A 22,425-nucleotide genomic window follows, 5' to 3' on the forward strand; every position below is an offset into this window, starting at 1 on the left:
GGAAGCCTTCTCGAGTAAATAACTGCGCGAAGTGTCACTTCTTCAGGAAGCTTCTAAATGACTAATACAAATAGTAATATGGATGTCCGCCTTTCGACTTGCCATAAATTCCCTTATACTTTGTATGGTTTACCTAAAATTTTAACATTATACGTCAAATGGAAAAATTTTATTCATACTGGTATAAAAAAATCTTGACATTTTAGTCGACTAAAGAGATTTTACCCTATCTTAATGCTGACATTTTATAATAATATCACAAAACAAAAGTCAAGTCAACATATTTCCTGCTGCGGAATATATCGGTCAACTTAAGCTCAGACACGTTTTGTCCCATTCCTTCTAACTACGTATCACCTTAAAAGGAATGGGATAAAAAAAATGGCCGCCAACCGAAATATTACTTCGCGGCCTTGATAATCCAATAGCCCTTGTCGCGCTCGACTTCTTCCACTTGGGAGTAGAGAGACTCAAGCTTAGCATACGTCGAAGGCGCCCCCTGCTTTTTCTGGACGACTACCCATAGCGCCCCGCCAGGAGCCAATACATGGTGAGCCTGCTCAAACACGCGGTGTACCGTCTCTTTGCCGGCGCGTATAGGCGGATTGGTCAGCACCGTATCAAAAGTCTGGTCCATCACCTCTGCTAGCAAATCGCTTTGCAAGATCCGTACGTTTGCGATCCGGTTGCGCTCGGCGTTTCGTTTCGCGAGTTCAATGGCACGCTCGTTAATGTCCACCATCGTAACAGTTCCCTGCTCCGCTTGTACTGCGGCCGCCAGTCCAATCGGGCCGTACCCACAGCCCACATCCAGCACTCTGGCTTGCTTCGACAAAACCATCGTCTGCACAAGCAGCTTCGATCCGTAATCGACCCCCTTTTTGGAGAAGACCCCGGCATCCGTCCAAAAAACAAAGCTACGACCGCGCAGCGTTTCCTCGATCGTATGCAAATCGTGCTCTACGCTGGGTCTCGGGGTATAGTAATGCTCGGACACGTATCCACCGCCTCCTGGTTCGGATTGAAAAGGAAAACCCCTTGGAGAGGATCGCCTCTGCAAGGGGTGCTGTAGCTCGAATTACTTCACTTCTACGGAAGCGCCTGCTTCTTCCAATTTTGCTTTAACGGAATCAGCTTCTTCTTTGGAAACTTTTTCTTTAAGCGGCTTCGGTGCGTTGTCTACGAGATCTTTTGCTTCTTTCAGGCCGAGACCCGTGATTTCGCGAACAACTTTGATAACGTTGATTTTGGACGCGCCAGCGCTTGTCAAAACAACGTCGAATTCTGTTTGCTCTGCAGCTTCTGCTGCAGCGCCGCCGCCTGCTACAACAGCTACCGGAGCTGCTGCAGTTACGCCGAACTCTTCTTCGATTGCTTTAACCAGATCGTTCAGTTCCAAAACAGTCATGCCTTTAATGGCTTCCAAGATTTGCTCTTTGCTCATGGTTAAACCTCCATTATCTTCAAATAAGAATGTTTTTTAATCATTTCAAGCCGCGCAATTATGCTTGCGCGCCGCCTTCTTGCTTCTCGGACACAGCTTTAACCGCAAGGGCGAAGTTGCGAACCGGAGCTTGAAGCACGCTGAGCAACATGGACAGAAGACCTTCTCTGGAAGGCAGTTCCGCCAGCGCTTTGATTTGGTTGAAATCAACCACTTTACCTTCAACGACACCCGCTTTTACGCTGAGTTGGTCGTTTTTCTTGGCGAACTCGGTCAAAATTTTGGCCGGAGTTATAATGTCATCTTTGCTGAATGCAATCGCGGTAGGACCGGTCAAATACTCATCCAGATCAGACAATTCCGCACTAGCTGTCGCGCGACGAATCAGTGTGTTTTTCAACACTTGGAATTCTACGCCCGCTTCACGCAGTTGTTTGCGAAGCTCGGTTACTTGCTTCACGTTCAAACCGCGGTAGTCAGCTACGATGGAGCAAGAGTTCTCTTTCAGCTTTTCAGATACTACCGTAACTTGCTGAGCTTTTTGCTCGATAATTTTTACGTTTGCCATTTTGCACCTCCTACAAGTTTTCGTAAGAAAACTGCTTCGTAAGCGTCCGAAAACTTACTTCGTAAACACGTTCCCGAGGTCGTTCCTTTCCTCGCCGCTACTCTCCGCCGACATTCCCGCTAAAAGCGAAAATGCCTTCGCAGACACGGCGAAGGCATGATGATTCATATATTCCATACAGAATATCGAATTTATATCACAACACCTCGGCAGGAAATTAAGCTCGAAAGCACCTGCTGTCTACGGTAAGCATATTCGTTTGTTAACCTAAAACAGGTTAGCATGGATGACTTCAAAAGTCAACTACCAAGCTTTACCTTATCTCAGGGCTGTTGCATTGACGCGAGCGCTTGGCCCCATCGTCGAGGATACCGCGATGTTTTTCAGGTATACCCCTTTGGATGCAGCCGGTTTTGCTCTGTTGAGCGCGTCGATCAAAGCTTTGAAGTTCTCAGCAAGCTTCTCGGCGTCGAAGGATACTTTACCGATCGGCGCATGGATTTGTCCAGCCTTGTCCAGACGGTACTCAATTTTACCTGCCTTAATCTCCTGAACGGCTTTCGCCACGTCGAACGTAACGGTACCCGCTTTCGGGTTCGGCATCAAACCTTTACCACCCAAGATACGACCGAGTTTACCCACTTCGCTCATCATGTCCGGCGTAGCTACGCAGACATCGAAGTCGAACCAGCCTTGCTGAATTTTGTTGATCATGTCTTGATCGCCTACGAAATCGGCGCCTGCCGCTTCCGCTTCTTTGGCTTTGTCGCCTTTGGCAAATACAAGAACGCGTTTCGTTTTACCTGTGCCGTGAGGCAGTACAACCACACCGCGAACGGCTTGGTCTTGTTTTCTCGGGTCTACGCCCAGACGCACAGCCACTTCAACGGTTTCGTCGAATTTGGCGCGTGCCGTTTTCTTAACGAGTTCGATGGCTTCGAGCGGCTCGTAGAACGTCTCAGCATCGATTTGCTTAGCAACTTCAAGGTATTTCTTACCGTGTTTAGCCACTTTTATGTCCTCCTATGTGGTATTAGCGGAACATCCTCCCACTGAGTGCAGCAAGCGATTAGTCTTCGATGACTACGCCCATGCTGCGAGCCGTACCTTCAACCATGCGCATAGCAGCCTCAACGGATGCAGCGTTCAGGTCAGGCATTTTTTGCTCGGCGATTTCACGCACTTTCGCGCGTTTTACAGTTGCAACCTTCTTCTGGTTCGGTTCGCCGGATCCTTTTTCGATCCCAGCAGCTACGCGCAACAATACGGCAGCCGGCGGCGTTTTCGTGATGAACGTGAAAGAACGGTCTTCGAATACGGAGATCTCAACCGGAATGATAAGACCTGCTTGATCGGCAGTACGAGCGTTGAACTCTTTGCAGAACGCCATGATGTTTACGCCTGCTTGACCGAGAGCCGGACCGATCGGCGGAGCCGGATTCGCTTTCCCTGCAGGAACCTGCAGTTTCACAACTTTAATAACCTTTTTTGCCATTGTGTGACACCTCCTCGCCCGTAGTATGGCAGTGTTTCACGCTACAGCTTTTCCACCTGGTGGTAGTCGAGCTCAAGCGGCGTTTCTCTGCCGAACATGTTGACATGGACCTTCAGCTTGCTTTTGTCGAGCAAAATTTCTTCCACCGAACCGACAAAGTTGGCGAACGGCCCGACTTTCACGCGCACAGTCTCTTTGAGTTCGAAGTCGATTTTCGGCTTCGGCTCTTCGATACCCATATGCTTGAGAATAGAATCGACTTCGTCCGGAAGCAAAGCCGTCGGCTTCGATCCCGAACCGGTTGAACCCACGAACCCGGTAACACCGGGCGTGTTCCGCACCACATACCAAGAGTCGTCCGTTTGGATCATCTCCACAAGAACGTACCCCGGATACACCTTGCGCATAACCGTTTTTTTCTTGCCATCCTTATTCACAAGCTCCTCCTCCATGGGAACGAGCACACGAAAGATCTTGTCCTTCATGTCCATGGATTCGACGCGCTTCTCCAAATTGGCCTTTACCTTGTTTTCATACCCAGAGTAGGTATGTACGACGTACCATCTTTTTTCCATTTCCATAGCGCCACCCTATAGCCTAAATTTATTTAAACACGAGGCGAAGCAGCTCAGAAATTCCTAAGTCCAAAACGTAGAAGTACACCGTCACGAAGGCAACCGTAAACAACACGACCAGCGTATAGCTAATCAGCTCTTTACGGGTAGGCCATTTCACTTTTTTCAGCTCAGACCAGCTGTCGCCGAAAAAGGAAAATGTGTTGCCGAATCCCTGCTTCATTTTAGCCAAAAAGGACACAACTACACCTCCAAAAACTAGCGAGTCTCGCGATGAGCAGTTTGTTCATTGCAAAACTTGCAATATTTCTTGAGCTCCATGCGGTCAGGATGGTTGCGCTTATTTTTGGTGGATGCATAGTTTCTTTGCTTGCAGTTTGTGCACGCTAACGTGATGATCACCCGCATGATGTACACCTCCTACGGACCAGCCTCGAAATTTACAACCTTACACGACCAGCAAAAAAAACGCCTTTCCGTCTAAGGCTACCCGATATACTTTAGCATACGGCCTATCTTCTGTCAAGGAAAAAGGATTAACATAGCGCCTGTCCCGTCTCATCCATTATTGACCAGGCGGCTCGTTCCTAAACGAAAACTTGATCATTTTTTTACAAAAGAACAGCTTGCCATACACGAACATTCGTTCTATAATAATCTCTAGACATAAACAAAAAAGCACCTTGCTATCGCAGCAATAAAGGCGCTTATCTACGTTTTATGCGTCACGCACTTCCAGATACCTCTCCAGCTTGCGCTTCACGCGCTGCAATGCATTGTCAATCGACTTGACATGCCTGTCCAAATCGACGGCGATTTCCTGATAGGACCGTCCGTCCAAATACAGCATCAGCACCCTGCGTTCCAGGTCGCTCAATATCTCTCCCATTTTATCTTCCAGCCCGCTGAACTCCTCCTGGTTAATGATCAATTCCTCGGGATCGGATACGCGGGAGCCGCAAATGACATCAAGCAGCGTCCTGTCGGAATCTTCATCATAGATGGGCTTGTCCAACGAAACGTAGGAATTTAGGGGGATATGCTTCTGGCGAGTAGCGGTTTTGATGGCTGTAATGATTTGGCGGGTGATGCAAAGCTCGGCAAACGCTTTGAAGGAGGCTAGCTTATCGCCGCGGAAGTCGCGAATCGATTTATATAGGCCGATCATTCCCTCTTGTACGATATCCTCTCTATCAGCGCCGATTAGAAAATAAGAGCGCGCTTTGGCGCGAACGAAGTTCTTGTACTTGTTGATCAAGTACTCCAGGGCGTCGCTATCCCCTTCACGGACTGCTTCGACCACATCTTCATCTGCCTTGAGGTCGTATTCGTACATTCTCAACTCTTTGAGGTTGACACTCACTACAATCCCTCCGGCCCAACGCTTGAAAGATAGGACTAGTATACATTATGTAATCTAGCGCCGTCAACCGGAGTCCCGCTACAAAAAGCTAGATTGTTGCCGAATCAACAGGCATTGCCTTCAAAGCCTCTAATTCCCCCTGCGCCATTTCTCCAACTGATCGCGTATATCTCCGCTAAGCCTGCTGTCGAATGAATTGCGCTTAGGCGATGCTTCGGTGTCGATCGTCCGGCGGATTTCCTGGCGGACCTGCCTCACCTTGACCAAAAGCTCGCTTGCCGGAATCCGGAGAGCCCCTTTGCCGAAAATTACATGCTGCTCCGTCATATCGGAGGTCGCGACGTATACCTGCTTGCGCCGTCCGATATGGTCGGTGACGAGCCTTTCGATCAGCTCATCCGCCGTTTCCTTTTCCTTGGTGTAATACACCGGGAGCTTGCTTTGCAAATATTTGCCGCCAAGCCCCGGAACGTAGTATGCGTCAAACACCACGATAACCTTCATCCCGGAGAACGACTGGTATTCGGCCATCGTTTCGATCAGCCGGTCGCGTGCTTCCTCCAGCCGGATCTCCTTCAGCCTTTGCAATTCCGGCCATGATCCGATGATGTTGTAACCGTCTACGATGAGGATCTCCTGAATCATGCCGCATTGCCCCGCAGCATGACGCTATTCCGCAGCCATTCGCTGCCGGACGACTTCATACATGAAGACCGACGCTGCGACCGAGGCGTTAAGCGAGTTGATTTGACCGAACATCGGCAGCTTCAACAAAAAGTCGCATTTTTCGCGAATGAGCCGCCCGATGCCTTTGTTCTCATTGCCGATCACGATAGCCAGAGGCAGATTCAAGTTCGTTTGATAGATGGGCTGCTGCGCCCCCACATCGGCTCCGGCGATCCAAACGCCCTGCTCCTTGAGCTGTTCGATCGTCTGCGCGAGGTTGGTGACGCGGGCCACGGGCACGTATTCGACCGCGCCTGCGGAGGTTTTGGATACCGTTGCGGTCAGCCCCACGGAACGCCGCTTCGGAATGATGACCCCGTGTACGCCGGTACAATCCGCCGTCCGCAGGATGGACCCCAAGTTATGCGGGTCCTCGATTTCGTCGAGAATGAGCAGGAATGGCATTTCATTGCGTTCCGCGGCCAAAGCCAGCAAATCCTCCACCTCAGCATAGGCATACGCCGCTACCTGGGCAACGACGCCTTGATGCTGCACACCGCCGGCCATTTGGTCCAGCTTGCGCTTGTCCGCAAATTGCACGATGACGCCGTTCTGCTTCGCTTCCGCGAGAATCGGCTGGGTAAGTTGTTTTTGAGCCTGCTCGGCGATCCAAATTTTGTTGATGGTCCGCCCGGAACGCAGCGCTTCGAGTACGGAATGCTTGCCTCCGATAAATTCTTCCACGTCAGGCGTCCCCCTTTCCTGTTGTCGTTGATGTTTCGTCCCGCTCCAAGGAGAGCATCAGCAGCTGCTGAAGCCTCTCCCACCGCTGCGTATAATACAAGTAGCCGATCAGGCACTCAAACGCCGTGCTGTGGCGGTATTCGAGCACATCGGCATTTTTGGCCGTTGTGCCCGATTTGGCGTTTCTTCCCCGCTTGACAATATCCGTCTCCTCTTCGGTCAGAAGCGGCAGCCAGCGCTGCAGCGCCTTCGCCTGCGCCTTGGCCGAGACGTACCGGGTAGACAGCCGGTGAAGATGGTTCGGCTTATGATTCGTCTGCGAGACGACATATTGCCGGATAAAGACTTCGTAGACGGCATCGCCCATATAGGCCAACACAAGGGGATTAAGCAGCCTCGGCTCGCGCGAAGGCGGAAATGAAAACAAATTCGCTTGCAAATAAGGCAGCGCCTGTTCATCTCGTTCCATCGCTCTAGCTCCGCCGCCAACGAATGCCTTGGGCCGTATCCTCAAGCACGATGCCGCGCTCGGTCAGCAAATTGCGGATTTCGTCGGCACGCGCCCAATTTTTCGCTTTGCGGGCTTCCGTCCGCTCGACGATCAATTGTTCGATTTCTTCATCCAGCAGGTCCTCGGCTTCAGGAGCTAGTATGCCCAGCACTTGATCCATCGCTTCAAACTGCTTCAGCAGCAGCTCCAAGGTGGGAACCGTCACTTGCTCGCGGTTGATGTATGGATTCGCCGCATTGACGAGCTCGAATACCGCCGTGATCGCGTCCGGCGTATTGAAATCGTCGTTCATCTTGCTTTCGAACTGCTGCTGCGCACTTTGCACCGCCGCCGCCATTTCGGCATCGACTTTCCCCGCTTCCGCCGTCTTGAGACGGTGTTTCAGCGAGGAAAGACAGTTCTCAATCCGCGCCAAGCTTCCTCTCGCCTGCTCCACAGCTTCGTCGCTGAAGTTGAGCGGATTGCTGTAATGCCCGGACAGCATGAAATACCGGATCACTTGGCCCGGAATCGTCTTCAGCAGCTCGTGTACATTGATTCCGTTGCCGAGCGATTTCGACATTTTCTCATCGTTGACGTTCACGAACCCGTTATGCATCCAGTAGTTCGCCATCCGCTGCCCCGTCAAGCCTTCGGATTGGGCAATTTCGCATTCGTGGTGCGGGAAGGTCAGGTCCTGCCCACCCCCGTGAATGTCGATCGAATCGCCCAAATATTTGCGGATCATCGCCGAGCATTCGATGTGCCAGCCCGGGCGCCCTTCGCCCCACGGACTCGACCAGCTGATTTCGCCCGGCTTCGCCGCTTTCCAGAGTACGAAATCTTGCGGGCTTTCCTTCCGCTCGTCGACATCCACGCGAATGCCGTATTGCAGCTCTTCCAGGTTCTGATGGGACAGCTTGCCGTACTCCGGAAATTTGGCTGTCCGGAAGAAGACGTCCCCGCCGGCCTCGTAGGCATAGCCTTTCTCCATCAGTCCGGAGATGAAATCGATGATCTCGGCCATGTTCTGGGTGACGCGCGGATGAAGCGTCGCTTCCCGCACCCCGAGCCCTTTGGTGTCTTCGTAATATTTTTGCACGAACAAGTCGGCAACTTCCGGTACGGTGACTCCCATTTCGGCCGCTTTTTTAATCAGCTTGTCGTCCACATCCGTAAAGTTGGCGGCATATGTCACTTCGTAGCCGATCGATTCCAAATAACGTCGCACGACGTCGAAAAAAATGACCGGACGCGCGTTTCCGATGTGAATGTAGCTGTACACAGTGGGACCACAGACATACATTTTCACTTTCCCCGGTTCCAGCGGTTTGAAATCTTCTTTCGTGCGAGTCAACGTATTATAAATCTTAAGACTCATGTTTCACGGCTCCTCCAATTCTGGTCTTTTCTTTATGGGCCTCAGCCTTCAGTTCGTCGATTTGCTGCTGCATTTGGCGAATCATATCTTGAACAGGGTCCGAAAGCTTGTCATGCTCCAAGCGTCCGACACGCACGCCGTCCCGCTTGACGATTTTGCCCGGGATTCCGACGACGGTGCTGTTGACTGGGACTTCGCTTAATACGACAGAGTTCGACCCGATCCGCGAGTTATCCCCTACCGTGAAGGACCCGAGCACCTTCGCCCCCGCCGAGATGACCACGTTGTTGCCGATGGTCGGATGCCGCTTCCCCCGCTCCTTGCCGGTGCCCCCGAGCGTTACGCCGTGATAGAGCAGTACGTCGTCGCCGATCTCGCACGTTTCTCCAATGACGACGCCCATACCGTGATCGATGAAAAAACGCCTCCCGATCACAGCGCCGGGATGAATTTCGATCCCTGTCATAAAACGGCTGGCTTGCGAAATGATGCGCGCGAGGGTGAACCAGCTTTTTTTATAAAACCAGTGCGCCACGCGATGCCCCCAGAGAGCGTGCAAACCGGAATAGGTGAACACGACCTCAAACCAGCCTCTCGCCGCCGGATCGTTCTCAAAGATCGTTTCGATGTCTTCTTTCATTCTGGCAAACACGAATCATCCCCCGTTCCTGTGCGCACGCTTCGTCTACGCATCACGCAAAAAAACGCCTTCTACAGCCGTTTCGGCTGCAGAGGCGTCTTTTTTCGCGGTTCCACTCTGCTTGGATAAACGTACAAGGGCAACGCACTCCCAACGTCTATCCGTCTTAATCGTTCGTATCGTGAACGTCACGGTAAAGACTACCCTGCCGCTGCACCGGAGCGCTCGCGTCAGATCGTCTTTACGGCTCCCGGGTGCACTTCCGCAAAAGGGGAATTGAACGACTCGCAGCCGGTTCGTTTCCGAACCGATCGTCCTCTCTGGGAATCCCGACTTTTCCGTACTTTCCCGTTCGTCGCCGTAGATGTATGTTATCGAAGAAATGATCTTATTTTTTTCTAAGTATATAAGAAAACTGTAGGCATTACAATAACTTCTTGATGCGTGCGGACACTGTTTCTTTTCCCAGCAAATGCAGCGTCATGTTCAGGTCGGGCCCGTGCATTTGTCCCGTCAGCGCCACGCGGATCGTCATGAACAGCTGCTTTCCTTTATATCCGGTCTCTGTCTGCACCGCCTTGATCATCGCTTTCAGCGCATCCACGGTAAACTCGGTTGCGGCCTCGACCTGCTTCAAGAAGCTGCCAAGGACGACTGGCGCGTGCTCTTCGGCAAGCATCGCTTTGGCTTCATCGTCATAGCTGACATCCTCACGGAAGAACAGCTCGGACAACGGCACGATTTCGGCGGCGTACGGCAGCTGCTCCTGATAAAGCCCGACGAGCGAGTGAACCCACTGCTCCTGCTCGGGACTGAGCGTCTCCGGCAGCTTTCCGGCTTTCTGCAAGTGTGGCAGTGCCAGCTTTGTAATCCGCGCGGTATTGGCTTTTTTAATATATACGTTATTCATCCAATTGAGCTTATCCATATCGAACACGGCCGGACTTTTGGACACCCGGTCCAGATCGAACTGCTCGATCAGCTCTTCTCTGGTGAAAATTTCTTCCTCGCCTTTGGGCGACCAGCCGAGCAGGGCGATAAAGTTCATAACCGCTTCCGGCAAATACCCGAGCTCTTTGTACTGCTCAATGAATTGGATGATAGACTCGTCCCGCTTGCTCATCTTCTTGCGGTCCGGGTTCAAGATGAGCGCCAGATGGGCAAACTCCGGCACAGGCAGCCCGAGCGCCTCGTACATCATAATTTGCCGCGGCGTGTTGGTCAGGTGCTCTTCGCCACGGATGACCAATGAAATTTTCATCAGATGATCGTCCAGAATAACGGCAAAATTATACGTCGGAATCCCGTCCTGACGCACGATGATGAAGTCGCCGATCCCGTTGCTCTCAAACTCAACATGCTCGCGGATGCGGTCCTCGAAGGCGATCATCCGGTTCTCCGGTACGCGAAACCGAATCGACGGCTTGCGGCCCTCGGCCACAAACGCTTCGACTTGCTCCGTCGTCAAATGACGGCACCTGCCGGAGTACATCGGCATTTGTCCTGCCGCTTCTTGCTCTGCGCGCTCCTTCTCCAGATCCGCTTCCGAGCAATAGCAGCGGTACGCATCACCGCTTTCCAGCAGCTGATCGACAAACGGCTGATACAAATGAAGCCGTTCCGTTTGCCGATACGGTCCGTACGGTCCGCCGATGTCCACGCTCTCGTCCCAATCCACGCCGAGCCACTTGAGGCCATTAAGCTGGCTGTCGACGCCCGATTCCACATGTCTCGTCTGATCCGTGTCCTCGAAACGGACCACGAATTTCCCGCCTTGCTTGCGGGCAATCAAATAATCGAACAATGCCGTCCGTGCTCCGCCGATGTGCAAATGCCCTGTCGGACTCGGCGCGTATCTTACGCGAAACTCTGCCATAATGCCCTCTCCTCCCGTACTCCCGCGCCAACCGCTCGCCGGAAGCCATTATGATCCGTAAAAAGATTATTTGTTATGATAGCACATCTTTCACGAGACAAACAACCGCCTGTGCGGCAATCCCTTCCCCTCGCCCGGTGAAGCCGAGCTGCTCCGTCGTCGTCGCTTTCACATTAATCTGCGAATGCTCCGCTTCGAGCGCAGTTGCGATCCGCTCGACCATTGCGGGAATGTACGGCGCCATCTTCGGCTTCTGCGCGATGATCGTGCAGTCCGCATTGCCCAGACGGTACCCCGCTTTCCTGACAGTCTCCCATACCTGCACAAGCAGCTTGTAGCTGTCCGCATCCTTATACGCGGCATCCGTGTCGGGAAAATGCTTACCGATATCCCCGAGCCCCAGCGCCCCAAGAATCGCGTCGGTTAGCGCGTGCAGCAGCACATCTGCATCGGAATGCCCGAGCAATCCTTTTTCAAAAGGAATGTCTACGCCGCCAATAATGCACTTGCGTCCCTCCACCAGTTGATGCACGTCAAACCCTTGCCCCACTCGTATCATGACTCTCGCTCTCCCCTGACATGTCGATTGATCCACTCGGCCCAAGGCAAATCCTCAGGCGTCGTGATTTTGATATTGTAATAGTCGGCTTCCACTACGGCGACCCGGATGCCGAGCCGTTCGACCAGCATGGCGTCGTCCGTCCCGACGAAACTTTCCTCCCGTGCCCGCTCGTGCGCTTCGCGCAATAAAGAAAAGCGAAAAGCCTGCGGGGTCTGAATCGCCCACAAGCTGCGCCGGTCCGGGGTCGCTTGGATCAACCCTTCGCCGTCCACGATTTTAATCGTATCTTTTACGGGTACAGCCAGAACAGCCGCTTCAGTCTCTATCGCTTTATCCAGGCATGCGGCGATATGCTCCCGGGCGGCAAACGGCCGGACGCCGTCGTGCACCATCACCCAACGGACGGTGCCGTCCAAGGCCAACAGCCCTTGGTAAACGGAGTCTTGACGTTCCTTCCCCCCGGGAATCACCCGTTTCACCTTTCTTAGCCCGTAAGTCTCGATATAGCCCCGGCACCGCTCTACATCGTCCGCCCCCGTAACCAACACGACGTCGCTTACGGCTTCCAGCCGATCGAACAGTTCCAGCGTATGTACCAAAATCGGTTTACCGTCCAGCAGCAAGTATTGCTTGCTTTCTTGTGTTCGCATCCGCGAGCCTCTGCCCGCGGCTACGACCACGACCCCCAGTTTATCCGTCACCTTGTCCACCTGCCACTATCGTTCGGCTCCGAATGAAGCAAACCTGTTTGCCTTATTCCAAGCGCATCTATCTTATCATACCGTGTTAGAGCGCTTTTTCCAATAGCTTCGGCTTGGCAAATATCATTCGACCGGCGGACGTTTGAAGAACACTCGTCACCAGCACATCGAGCGTCATGCCGATAAAATCCCGGCCGCCTTCTACGACAATCATCGTGCCGTCATCCAAATAGGCGACGCCTTGTCCATGCTCCTTGCCGTCCTTGATGACTTGCACGAGGATTTCCTCTCCGGGCAGTACGACCGGCTTCACCGCATTCGCCAGATCGTTGATATTCAGAACCGACACACCCTGCAGCTCGCATACTTTGTTGAGATTGAAATCGTTCGTAATCACTTTCCCATGCAAAGCTTTAGCCAGACGCACGAGCTTGCTGTCCACCTCGGAAATTTCTTCGAAATCCCCTTCGTAGATCAGTACTTTAACATCAAGCTCCTTCTGGATTTTGTTCAAAATGTCCAGCCCCCGACGGCCGCGATTGCGCTTGAGCAAATCCGACGAATCGGCAATATGCTGCAGCTCTTCCAGCACAAATTCGGGAATGACGAGGGTTCCCTCGATAAATCCGGTTTTGCAAATATCCGCAATACGCCCGTCAATAATGACGCTCGTATCGAGAATTTTATGCTCCTCGAATCCTTTGGCCTCCCCAGAAGCTCCCTTCCCGCGATCCGAACGGCGTGCGTCCAGCACGGTGAATAGCTCCTCCTGTTTCACTGCCCCAAGCCGATAGCCCGCATACGAAAATGCCGCGATCAGCAGCATATGCAGCAGGGGGCTGAATACGCCTGCCTGGCTGAACGGATGGAGCAGTACCGACGAAAAGAGCAAGCCGACAACCATCCCGATCGAGCCCGCAAGCAGATCGGTCACTGGTACGTTAGCGATGCGTTCCTCTCCCCGCTGCACCACTTTCAGTAGATACGTTAATGCCCAAGAACTGATCGAATAGAAGAGCAGCGCGCCGGCCCCCAGCATCCAGAGGGCTTGTCCTTGAATCTCTTCCCGCCCCAAAACCGATGCTATGAATTCAAAACATGGTTTCCCTATCGTATCACTCCACCGTACTCCTAGCGCACCGCCGATAACTGCAAATAGAAGCTGAAACCATTTTTTCATCATAGACTTTCACCTCCATAAAAATAACAAATTCTACCTTTCGTTACAATTATGATCCAAATTACTCCAGCCTAATCGTATCAGTTGAAGAAAATGAAAAAAAGCACTCATTTTCCTTGCGGAAAACAAATGCTTTTCATTTTCATAGCCTTCTGTGGCTTATTCGGTTTTAGATGCTCGTTGTTTTGGACTCCGGCTCTTCCATGGACGGACGTTTTCTTCGTTTCCAGAAGAACAGCCGATCAACGTTTTTTTTTAAGCCGTACAGCGCATAAAGAAGCAGCGGTACGAAGATGAGCTTGGATAACAGCCCCGGATACATGACAGCCAGTACAACGGCAACCACGACGACAACGGGTGTAATCCAGATGGCAGCTTTCGGGATGCCGACCTTTTTGAAGTTTGGGTATTTGACGGTGCTGACCATCAAGTAGGACAGCAGAAGCGTCGACAAGACGAGTACGACGGTGTTCAATTCTTTATGGAACAGCGCGAGCGTACACAATACGCCACCGGCCGCAGGAATCGGCAGACCGATAAAATATCCTGGCGTTCCAGCAACAACATTAAAGCGGGCCAGACGAAGCGCACCGCAGATCGGGAAGATCGCTGTCACGATCCAAGCTGCCGCCGTATTCATCTCGGTGAAAGCCACCACATACATGATGAATGCCGGAGCTACACCGAACGAGATGACATCCGATAGCGAGTCCAGCTCTTTGCCGAATTCGCTCTGCGCATTGAGCGCACGGGCAACCCGTCCGTCCAATCCGTCCAGAAGCATGGCAACGATGACCATGATCGCCGCAAGCTCGGGTTTATTGTTAAACACGGAAATAATCGCAATAATACCTAAGAACAAGTTCCCAATCGTAAACAAATTCGGAAGGGATTTTGTTATCATATTTTAGTCCACCTCTGGTTTTACTTTACCCTAATATCGTAATAATATTTGGCTATCCTCTGATTGTATGCAAGTTAAATATGTCTGTCAATGAGTACCTGATCTTGGATTCGCTTTAATCCTTCTTTAATCGTACGCGCACGCACTTCCCCGATGCCGTCCACTTCGTCTAATTCTTCAATCGTCGCCATCATCAGATGCGGAAGCTGACAGAATCGTTCCACCAGATTATGTATAATGACAGAGGGAAGACGCGGTATTTTATTCAATACCCGGTAGCCTCTTGGCGAGATCGTCTCCTCCGCGCTGCCAGGCGTATGTGGATAGCCGAGCGTCCGTGCAATGTGCGAATGATCGAGCATCTCGTCGGTGGAATGCTTCTTAAGAGTCGCTTGGACTTCTTTCACCTTCTCGTCAGTCAACTCTTTGACATAATCCTTAATCAAGAGATAAGCCTCATGCTCGGTGTTGCCAACCAATTCCTCCAACTGCATGCTGATCAACCGGCCTTCGTTACCGAGCTCGTTAATGTAACGCTTGATCTCTGCTTTAATACGTAAAACCATCTCAATACGTTGCATCACACCAGTCACATCGTGCAAAGTGACCAGCTCCTCAAATTCGGAAGCGCCCAGATTGGTCAAATCCTGATCCAATACCGACTTGTATTTCTCCAGCGTTTGAATCGCCTGATTCGCTTTCGTCAGAATGACGCCGATATCTTTCAGCGAATAGCGCAAGCTGCCTTGATACAAAGTAATGACGTTGCGCCGCTGTGAAATGGACACCACAAGCTTGGAGGTCTGCTTCGCGACGCGCTCCGCCGTCCGGTGCCGGATGCCCGTTTCGGAGGACGTAATCGAAGAGTCTGGAATGAGCTGCGTATTCGCATACAGAATACGCTTCAAATCCTCGCTGAGGATGATCGCGCCGTCCATTTTGGCCAGCTCATATAAGTAGTTCGGGGAAAAATCGCAGTTGATCGAAAAGCCGCCGTCTACAATCTCCATCACTTCCGGGCTGTAGCCGACGACGATTAAACCGCCCGTCTTGGCGCGCAACACATTCTCCAGCCCTTCCCGGAACGGCGTGCCCGGCGCAACGAGCTGCAGCAGTTGGCTCATGACGTCGCGTTTTGCTTCTTCCTTGCTCAATGGTGTCCCTCCTGACGAATTTTGGTTATCAAGTTTGGACGTTCCGAGACAGCTGCAACTGCCTGCGGCCGCTCTTGAATTCGGAAAATTTAATATAACTATAGCGGTATTTTTCCGCATTCAAAGGCGGCACGTAAACTCTCTGGCAGTTGCACTGTTCTCCACTGAAAACTTGATAACCAAAAGAATTATACTAAAGCAGCCGATAGCGCTTCGGCTACGGTGTTGACGCCGATAATTTGAATGCCTGCCGGGGGCGTCCAGCCTTTCAGGCTTTTTTGCGGGAGAATGACGCGGCGGAAGCCGAGCTTCTCCGCTTCCCGTACCCGCTGGTCGACGCGCGACACGCCGCGCACCTCGCCCGTTAGTCCGACCTCGCCGAAGACGACGTCGAACGGCTGCGTGGGCTGATCGCGGAAGCTCGAGGCGATGCTGACCGCTACCGCAAGGTCGACGGCCGGCTCATCCAGCTTCACGCCGCCCGCGACGTTTAGGTAAGCGTCCTGAGTTTGCAAAAACATGCCCATCCGCTTTTCCAGCACCGCAATAATGAGCGACAGCCGGTTATGGTCGAAGCCGGTCGCCATCCGCCGGGGGGATGGAAAGTTGGTGGACGAGACGAGCGCTTGAAGCTCAACGAGCACTGGACGCGTCCCCTCCATACTGGCGACGACGGTCGAGCCGGCAACGCCCAGAGGCCGTTCGGACAAAAACAGCTCCGACGGGTTGTTGACCTCGACCAAGCCGCTTTCCTGCATCTCGAAGATCCCAATTTCGTTGGTCGAACCGAACCGGTTTTTAACGGCGCGAAGCACCCGGTATGAATGATGCCTCTCCCCTTCGAAATACAGCACGCAATCGACCATATGTTCGAGTAATCGCGGTCCCGCAATAGCGCCCTCTTTAGTAACATGACCAACGAGGACCGTTGCGATTCCTTTCATTTTTGCAATCCGCATAAAATGCCCAGTGCATTCCCGAACTTGAGAGACCGAGCCGGGAGCGGAGGCTACCGCGCCATGGTATACCGTTTGGATCGAATCGATAACGATGAAATCCGGTTCGATCTCGTCGATCGCAGCTTCAATATGCTCAACATTCGTTTCGCAAAGCACGAACAACAGCGGCGAAACGGCTTGCAGCCGGTCAGCCCTCAGCTTCGTCTGGCGCACGGATTCCTCTCCGGAAATATACAGCACCTTCAAGTCCAGCTGCGTCAGCAAATGCGACGTTTGCAGAAGCAGCGTCGACTTCCCGATCCCCGGGTCGCCGCCCACCAGAATCAAGGAGCCGGGCACAATGCCGCCGCCAAGCACGCGGTTCAACTCCCGGTTGTCCGTAACGATCCGCTCTTCCTGACTGCTTTCTATGTTTATGATAGAAACCGCTTTTTCTTTCTTGTTCAAAAAATTAGTATGCAGCCCTTTGCTCTTAACAACGGTTTCCACTTCTTCCACAAATGTATTCCAAGCTTCACAGCCTGGACATTTGCCGAGCCATTTCGGCGATTCGTAGCCGCATGACTGGCAGAAGAACTTTGTTTTTGTTTTCGCCATTATCTAACCCTGCTTTCTTATCCCAACTCAAAGTTTACCATTTTGACCCTGTCTTGAAAACCCTTGCCGCCACTGAAAAGAAAAAAAGCTTTATATAGTAAAAAAAAGCATCCCTTCGGCCCAGCTTGCGGCCGTGGGATGCTATGGAAGGAGCCTGCGCCTCCTAAAGTTTTTGACTTAAGCCTGCGTACCGACGCCTTGGTTACGGTGAACGGTCAATTCGCCGTCCTTCTCGTCGATCGTAAGCGAGTCGCCTTTGGTAATGTTGCCGCGCAGCAATTCCTCGGACAATCGGTCTTCGATGTGCTTCTGAATCGCTCTGCGCAGCGGTCTTGCGCCAAAGGCCGGATCATAGCCTTCTTTGGCCAGGAACGCTTTGGCCGAGTCGGTCAGGAAGAATTCGACTTCCTGCTCTTTCAATCGTTTGCGGAGCTCCTCGGCCATCAAAGTCACGATTTCGGCGATATGATGTTCTTCCAAGGAGTGGAATACGATAATCTCGTCGATCCGGTTCAAGAACTCCGGACGGAAGCTTTTCTTCAGCTCGCCCATCACTTTTTCTTTCATATTGTTATAATCTCTGCCTGCATCATGCGCGGCGGTGAAGCCAAGCGTCGAGTTTTTCTTGATCATATCGGCCCCGACGTTCGATGTCATGATAATTAGCGTATTGCGGAAGTCGACCGTACGGCCCTTCGAATCCGTCAGACGACCGTCTTCAAGCACCTGCAGCAAAATGTTGAACACTTCGGGGTGCGCTTTTTCGATTTCGTCCAGCAGGACAACGGAGTACGGCTTGCGGCGCACTTTCTCGGTCAACTGACCGCCTTCTTCATACCCGACGTATCCCGGAGGCGCTCCGACCAGACGAGACGTAGAGTGCTTCTCCATGTACTCGGACATGTCGATCCGAATGACGGCATTTTCGTCACCGAAGAGAGACTCAGCGAGCGCACGGGCCAGCTCGGTTTTCCCGACCCCGGTTGGACCAAGGAAGATGAACGAGCCCATCGGGCGTTTCGGGTCTTTCAGACCTGCTCTAGCCCGGCGAATCGCGCGGCTGACCGCCTTGACCGCTTCGTCTTGGCCGATCACCCGATCATGCAGGATGGATTCCATTTTCAGCAGGCGCTGAGTTTCTTCCTCAGCCAGCTTCACGACAGGAATACCGGTCCAGCTTGCTACGACCTGGGCAATATCGTCCGGCGTCACTTCGGAGTCGGTGCGTCCTTGCTTCTCTTTCCATTCGTTCTTCGTCGAATCGAGCTCTTCGCGCAGCTTCTGCTCCGTATCGCGCAGCGATGCCGCTTTCTCGAATTCTTGGCTTTGCACGGCTGCATCTTTTTCCTTGCGGATGTCTTCAAGACGGCTTTCCAGCTTTTTCAGATCCGGCGGTACCGTATACGAACGGAGCCTTACTTTGGAGCCGGCTTCGTCAATCAGGTCGATCGCTTTATCCGGAAGGAAGCGGTCCGTAATATAACGATCAGACAGCTTCACGGCTTGCTCAATGGCCTCATCCGTAATTTTCACGCGGTGATGGGCCTCGTAACGGTCGCGCAGCCCGTGCAAAATCTGAATCGCTTCTTCCGGCGACGGTTGATCGACCGTAATCGGCTGGAAGCGTCTTTCCAGCGCCGCGTCCTTTTCGATATATTTGCGGTACTCGTCAAGCGTCGTAGCCCCTATGCACTGGAGCTCTCCGCGTGCCAGAGCCGGTTTCAAAATATTTGAAGCGTCAATCGCGCCTTCCGCCCCGCCGGCACCGATCAGCGTATGCAGTTCGTCAATGAACAAGATGATATTTCCGGCTTGCCGGATTTCATCCATAATTTTTTTCAGGCGGTCTTCGAATTCGCCGCGGTATTTCGTACCGGCGACGACCGACCCCATATCCAAGGTCATGACACGCTTATCGCGCAGCGTTTCCGGAATTTCGTTTGCAATAATTTTTTGTGCCAGTCCTTCGGCAATCGCCGTTTTACCTACGCCGGGCTCGCCAATGAGAACCGGATTGTTTTTCGTACGGCGGCTGAGCACTTGAATCACACGCTCGATTTCTTTGCTGCGGCCGATGACCGGGTCTAGGTTGCCTTCCTTGGCATAAGCCGTCAGGTCGCGAGCCAGACCGTCCAGCGTCGGTGTATTCACATTCGTCGGGTTACCATGGTTAGGCGAGACCACCTCGCTGCTGCCGAGCAGTTGAAGCACTTGCTGACGGGCCTTGTTCAGGCTCACGCCCAAATTGTTCAATACGCGTGCAGCAACGCCTTCGCCTTCACGAATCAAGCCGAGCAGAATGTGCTCCGTCCCGACGTACGTATGTCCCAGCTTGCGGGCTTCGTCCATCGATAGCTCGATTACTTTTTTCGCCCGCGGCGTGTATGCGATATTCGATGGCTGCTCTTGTCCCCGTCCGATCAGCGATTCGACTTCGTCTTGAATTTTCTCGAGGCCAAGTCCGAGCGCAATGAGCGCCTTTGCGGCAATGCCTTCGCCTTCACGAATCAGACCGAGCAGAATGTGCTCTGTTCCGATATTGTTATGTCCCAAACGAACTGCTTCCTCCTGCGCCAAGGACAATACCTTTTGCGCGCGTTCCGTAAATCTGCCAAACATCATGTGTAACACCTCCAAAGATTGGTATAGCGTATGCTTATTATGCAGTTTCGTATGTTGACGACCTAGCCCGTTTCCGCAATTTTTTCCCGGATGAGCTGTGCACGTCTAATGTCTCTTTCTTCAGGTGTCAGCTTTTCTCCTGCCGTCTGCTGCAAAAATCCGGGCTGGGTCATCACCAAAAGCTCGTTGAGCACGTGCGGAGAGACGTTTTTGATAAACCCGAGATCAATCCCGAGCCGCACGTCCGATAATCGCTGCGCCGCTTCTTTGGAATCCATAATTGCCGCATACGACAAGACGCCGTAAGAACGGCTGACACGGTCCAAAATTTTGGCTCTCGTCTCGTAGATCAGCTTTTGTCTGGCCGCACGTTCGTGCTCGATAATCTGCCTTACGACGCTGTACAAGTTATCGATAATTTCCTCTTCGGATTGTCCCAGCGTAATCTGGTTCGAAATCTGGAACAGATTTCCGAGCGCTTCGCTGCCTTCGCCATACAACCCCCGCACGGCCAGCCCTACCTGAGTAATAGCCGATAATATACGGTTGATCTGCTGCGTCAAAACTAGCGCGGGAAGATGGATCATCACCGAAGAACGAATCCCCGTACCTACGTTCGTAGGACAGCTTGTCATGTATCCGCGCTTTTCATCAAAAGCATAATTCAAATGCGTTTCGAAAATATCATCGATCTGGCTGGCCAGATCCCAGGCTTCTTTAATTTGAAAACCAGGACACAAGCACTGAATCCGAAGATGATCTTCTTCATTCACCATGATGCTAACGGACTCATTGTCATTGAGAATGACGGCTCCGTTGCGCGATTCGTTTGCCAGTGCCGGACTAATCAAATGCTTTTCGACCAGTACCCGCCTCTCCAGTTCATTCACTTCGGAAAGCGGCAGCATCGAAAACCGGCTGATCGTCCCCAACTCTTCGCTATGAACGACTTGGGCTACCTGCTCCAGCACTTCCTTTGATTGCTGGTTCGTTGCCAACATAGGGAAGGGGTACGCCTGCATATTTCGCGCGATTCGTATGCGGCTGCTGATGACGATATCCGAATCCGGCCCTTCACCCTTCATCCAATCGCTAAGCGCATTCTCTGTAAAACGGCTTGCTTTCGTCATAAGCACTCCTCCTTACCTTACCCGTCTAGCCTTCGGCAACCTTTTTCTCAAGCTCGCGGATTTGATCCCGCAGACGGGCTGCTTCTTCGAATTCCTCGTTATCAATACGGATCAGTAATTCCTTTTTCAACTGATCAATTTCACGCTTATGTTTAATTAACCCGCCGGACCGCTTCGGTACCTTGCCGGTATGAATAATACTGCCATGGACGCGTTTGAACAGCGGGTCCAGCTTCTCCCTAAAATGCTTATAGCACTCGCTGCAGCCGAAACGGCCGACTTTGCTGAACTGCGTATACGTTAGTCCGCAATGCTCGCAGCGGCTGGGCTGTACTTTGTTGGCGAGCGTACTGTGCGCTGGCGGTTCAAAATCAAGCAGCCCGCTGAGCAAATTATGAATGGAGAACCCATTGGCCGTCCCCGGGATGAGCTCCCCTTTTTCTCTGGCGCACGATTCGCAAATGTGAAATTCCGTCTTTTCGCCATTCAAAATTTTCGTAAAATGAAGCGTCGCTTGCTTCTTGCCACATTCCTGACAAATCATCTGGGTCCCTCCTTTAATCTTGCCCTGGGACGGTAGGATACGAATATCTCATTTGCTTAGCAAAGAAATCAACATCGCCTTCAATATTCTTGCCCTGATCTCATCCCTTAGAGGCAGCTTCAAGATCAGAACCTCCCGGGTAATGGCCGCTTTCATCAATGCCGCTTCCCGCGAAGTGATAAAGCCCCCTTCTTTCAGCTGATACAGCAGTCCTTCGGATGCAAGCTGATCCATGTGCGTACCGATGGTTTGGAAAATATGGTCCATCACCGCGCCATGCGATTGCAGCTCGATTCTTTGAATGCGAATGTAACCGCCGCCGCCCCGCTTGCTTTCGACAATGTACCCTTTCTCCAATGTAAAACGGGTACTAATGACGTAATTGATCTGCGAGGGAACGCAGCTGAATTGATCGGCCAGTTCATTGCGTTGGATCTCGATCACACCGTCGGGGCTCTGCTGCAAAGTTTGCTTCAGATATTGCTCAATAATTTCTGAAACATTGCGCATCTATCCAACCTCCCGCGACAGAAGTAAAACCATATTTAAAGTGAAGAAAGCCAAGATGATCTGATTTAAGTCTAGCTACAAAATCATTGACTTTGACTTTCTTTGACTTTAACAACATTATAGCAGATTTGCGTAAGATTGCAACTCCCCATCCTATTTCTTAGTTTGGGGTCGTCCGGCTACTTTTATTCTTGCCGGCATATGAAAAAGAGCCTCTCCGGATAAAATCCGAAGAAGCTCTTGTGCTTGGCGACGTCCTACTCTCCCAGGACCCTGCGGTCCAAGTACCATCGGCGCTGGAAGGCTTAACGTTCGTGTTC

25 protein-coding genes, 1 rRNA gene and 1 other annotated feature are annotated in these 22,425 nt (G+C 52.1%); all 26 genes read right to left on the bottom strand.

The features are described from left to right. Nucleotides 1-400: 400 nt before the first annotated feature. Nucleotides 401-997: a class I SAM-dependent methyltransferase gene (locus NLX71_RS19495; protein WP_254365435.1), complete on the bottom strand. Its 597-nt coding sequence runs from the start codon at nucleotides 995-997 to the stop codon at nucleotides 401-403. A gap of 81 nt (nucleotides 998-1,078) precedes the next feature. After that, a complete protein-coding gene (gene rplL, locus NLX71_RS19500; protein WP_254365436.1) occupies nucleotides 1,079-1,444 on the bottom strand; it encodes a 50S ribosomal protein L7/L12 in 366 nt (121 codons plus the stop codon). A gap of 58 nt (nucleotides 1,445-1,502) precedes the next feature. Continuing rightward, entirely contained in the window at nucleotides 1,503-2,012 is a 510-nt protein-coding gene (gene rplJ, locus NLX71_RS19505) for a 50S ribosomal protein L10 (protein ID WP_254365437.1), read from the bottom strand. 118 nt (nucleotides 2,013-2,130) lie between these two features. Next, nucleotides 2,131-2,276: a sequence feature (ribosomal protein L10 leader region), on the bottom strand. Between the two features lie 54 nt (nucleotides 2,277-2,330). Beyond that, a complete protein-coding gene (rplA, locus tag NLX71_RS19510; RefSeq protein ID WP_254365438.1) occupies nucleotides 2,331-3,023 on the bottom strand; it encodes a 50S ribosomal protein L1 in 693 nt (230 codons plus the stop codon). Nucleotides 3,024-3,081: 58 nt separating this feature from the next. Beyond that, on the bottom strand, nucleotides 3,082-3,507 hold the full coding sequence (rplK, locus tag NLX71_RS19515; RefSeq protein ID WP_254365439.1) for a 50S ribosomal protein L11: 426 nt from the start codon (nucleotides 3,505-3,507) through the stop codon (nucleotides 3,082-3,084). Nucleotides 3,508-3,548: 41 nt separating this feature from the next. Next, nucleotides 3,549-4,082: a transcription termination/antitermination protein NusG gene (gene nusG, locus NLX71_RS19520; RefSeq protein ID WP_254365440.1), complete on the bottom strand. Its 534-nt coding sequence runs from the start codon at nucleotides 4,080-4,082 to the stop codon at nucleotides 3,549-3,551. Between the two features lie 28 nt (nucleotides 4,083-4,110). Further along, nucleotides 4,111-4,323, bottom strand: coding sequence for a preprotein translocase subunit SecE (gene secE, locus NLX71_RS19525; RefSeq protein WP_010498901.1), 213 nt, complete (start codon nucleotides 4,321-4,323; stop codon nucleotides 4,111-4,113). A gap of 17 nt (nucleotides 4,324-4,340) precedes the next feature. Further along, the gene (gene rpmG, locus NLX71_RS19530; protein ID WP_090674770.1) at nucleotides 4,341-4,490 is read right to left on the bottom strand and encodes a 50S ribosomal protein L33; all 150 of its coding nucleotides are present in this window, start codon (nucleotides 4,488-4,490) and stop codon (nucleotides 4,341-4,343) included. 310 nt (nucleotides 4,491-4,800) lie between these two features. Next, on the bottom strand, nucleotides 4,801-5,445 hold the full coding sequence (gene sigH / locus NLX71_RS19535) for an RNA polymerase sporulation sigma factor SigH (protein WP_254365441.1): 645 nt from the start codon (nucleotides 5,443-5,445) through the stop codon (nucleotides 4,801-4,803). 129 nt (nucleotides 5,446-5,574) lie between these two features. Then, nucleotides 5,575-6,090: an NYN domain-containing protein gene (locus NLX71_RS19540; RefSeq protein WP_254365442.1), complete on the bottom strand. Its 516-nt coding sequence runs from the start codon at nucleotides 6,088-6,090 to the stop codon at nucleotides 5,575-5,577. 24 nt (nucleotides 6,091-6,114) lie between these two features. Next, nucleotides 6,115-6,855 carry a 23S rRNA (guanosine(2251)-2'-O)-methyltransferase RlmB gene (gene rlmB, locus NLX71_RS19545; RefSeq protein ID WP_254365443.1) on the bottom strand — a complete coding sequence of 247 codons (741 nt, stop codon included), beginning with the start codon at nucleotides 6,853-6,855 and terminating at the stop codon, nucleotides 6,115-6,117. A 1-nt stretch (nucleotide 6,856) separates the two neighbouring features. Then, nucleotides 6,857-7,324 carry a Mini-ribonuclease 3 gene (locus NLX71_RS19550; RefSeq protein ID WP_054975986.1) on the bottom strand — a complete coding sequence of 156 codons (468 nt, stop codon included), beginning with the start codon at nucleotides 7,322-7,324 and terminating at the stop codon, nucleotides 6,857-6,859. A 4-nt stretch (nucleotides 7,325-7,328) separates the two neighbouring features. Continuing rightward, complete coding sequence (cysS, locus tag NLX71_RS19555) at nucleotides 7,329-8,726, bottom strand: cysteine--tRNA ligase (RefSeq protein WP_254365444.1); 1,398 nt, start codon at nucleotides 8,724-8,726, stop codon at nucleotides 7,329-7,331. Continuing rightward, nucleotides 8,716-9,378, bottom strand: a complete 663-nt coding sequence (gene cysE, locus NLX71_RS19560; protein WP_254365445.1) for a serine O-acetyltransferase — start codon at nucleotides 9,376-9,378, stop codon at nucleotides 8,716-8,718. Before cysE ends, cysS begins: the two co-directional genes overlap by 11 nt. Nucleotides 9,379-9,790: 412 nt before the next feature. Next, entirely contained in the window at nucleotides 9,791-11,242 is a 1,452-nt protein-coding gene (gltX, locus tag NLX71_RS19565; protein WP_302058346.1) for a glutamate--tRNA ligase, read from the bottom strand. A 73-nt stretch (nucleotides 11,243-11,315) separates the two neighbouring features. Next, nucleotides 11,316-11,801, bottom strand: coding sequence for a 2-C-methyl-D-erythritol 2,4-cyclodiphosphate synthase (gene ispF / locus NLX71_RS19570; protein WP_090674778.1), 486 nt, complete (start codon nucleotides 11,799-11,801; stop codon nucleotides 11,316-11,318). After that, nucleotides 11,798-12,505: a 2-C-methyl-D-erythritol 4-phosphate cytidylyltransferase gene (gene ispD / locus NLX71_RS19575; protein WP_254365446.1), complete on the bottom strand. Its 708-nt coding sequence runs from the start codon at nucleotides 12,503-12,505 to the stop codon at nucleotides 11,798-11,800. Before ispD ends, ispF begins: the two co-directional genes overlap by 4 nt. Before the next feature lie 85 nt (nucleotides 12,506-12,590). Then, a complete protein-coding gene (locus NLX71_RS19580) occupies nucleotides 12,591-13,688 on the bottom strand; it encodes a PIN/TRAM domain-containing protein (RefSeq protein WP_254365447.1) in 1,098 nt (365 codons plus the stop codon). Between the two features lie 166 nt (nucleotides 13,689-13,854). After that, the gene (gene pssA / locus NLX71_RS19585; protein WP_254365448.1) at nucleotides 13,855-14,589 is read right to left on the bottom strand and encodes a CDP-diacylglycerol--serine O-phosphatidyltransferase; all 735 of its coding nucleotides are present in this window, start codon (nucleotides 14,587-14,589) and stop codon (nucleotides 13,855-13,857) included. Nucleotides 14,590-14,663: 74 nt separating this feature from the next. Then, entirely contained in the window at nucleotides 14,664-15,743 is a 1,080-nt protein-coding gene (gene disA, locus NLX71_RS19590; protein ID WP_302058347.1) for a DNA integrity scanning diadenylate cyclase DisA, read from the bottom strand. Between the two features lie 188 nt (nucleotides 15,744-15,931). Beyond that, the gene (radA, locus tag NLX71_RS19595) at nucleotides 15,932-17,299 is read right to left on the bottom strand and encodes a DNA repair protein RadA (protein WP_254365449.1); all 1,368 of its coding nucleotides are present in this window, start codon (nucleotides 17,297-17,299) and stop codon (nucleotides 15,932-15,934) included. 177 nt (nucleotides 17,300-17,476) lie between these two features. Continuing rightward, nucleotides 17,477-19,921 (bottom strand): ATP-dependent protease ATP-binding subunit ClpC, encoded by a 2,445-nt coding sequence (clpC, locus tag NLX71_RS19600; RefSeq protein WP_254365450.1) that lies wholly within the window; start codon nucleotides 19,919-19,921, stop codon nucleotides 17,477-17,479. Nucleotides 19,922-19,983: 62 nt separating this feature from the next. After that, complete coding sequence (gene mcsB / locus NLX71_RS19605) at nucleotides 19,984-21,051, bottom strand: protein-arginine kinase McsB (protein ID WP_254365451.1); 1,068 nt, start codon at nucleotides 21,049-21,051, stop codon at nucleotides 19,984-19,986. 25 nt (nucleotides 21,052-21,076) lie between these two features. Then, nucleotides 21,077-21,595 carry a protein-arginine kinase activator protein McsA gene (gene mcsA, locus NLX71_RS19610; RefSeq protein ID WP_254365452.1) on the bottom strand — a complete coding sequence of 173 codons (519 nt, stop codon included), beginning with the start codon at nucleotides 21,593-21,595 and terminating at the stop codon, nucleotides 21,077-21,079. A gap of 48 nt (nucleotides 21,596-21,643) precedes the next feature. Then, complete coding sequence (locus tag NLX71_RS19615; protein ID WP_254365453.1) at nucleotides 21,644-22,105, bottom strand: CtsR family transcriptional regulator; 462 nt, start codon at nucleotides 22,103-22,105, stop codon at nucleotides 21,644-21,646. 244 nt (nucleotides 22,106-22,349) lie between these two features. Continuing rightward, nucleotides 22,350-22,425 (bottom strand): 5S ribosomal RNA (gene rrf / locus NLX71_RS27330); the annotation flags it as partial.

The sequence above is a fragment of the Paenibacillus sp. MZ04-78.2 genome (genome assembly GCF_024213375.1).
Lineage (GTDB): Bacteria > Bacillota > Bacilli > Paenibacillales > NBRC-103111 > Paenibacillus_G.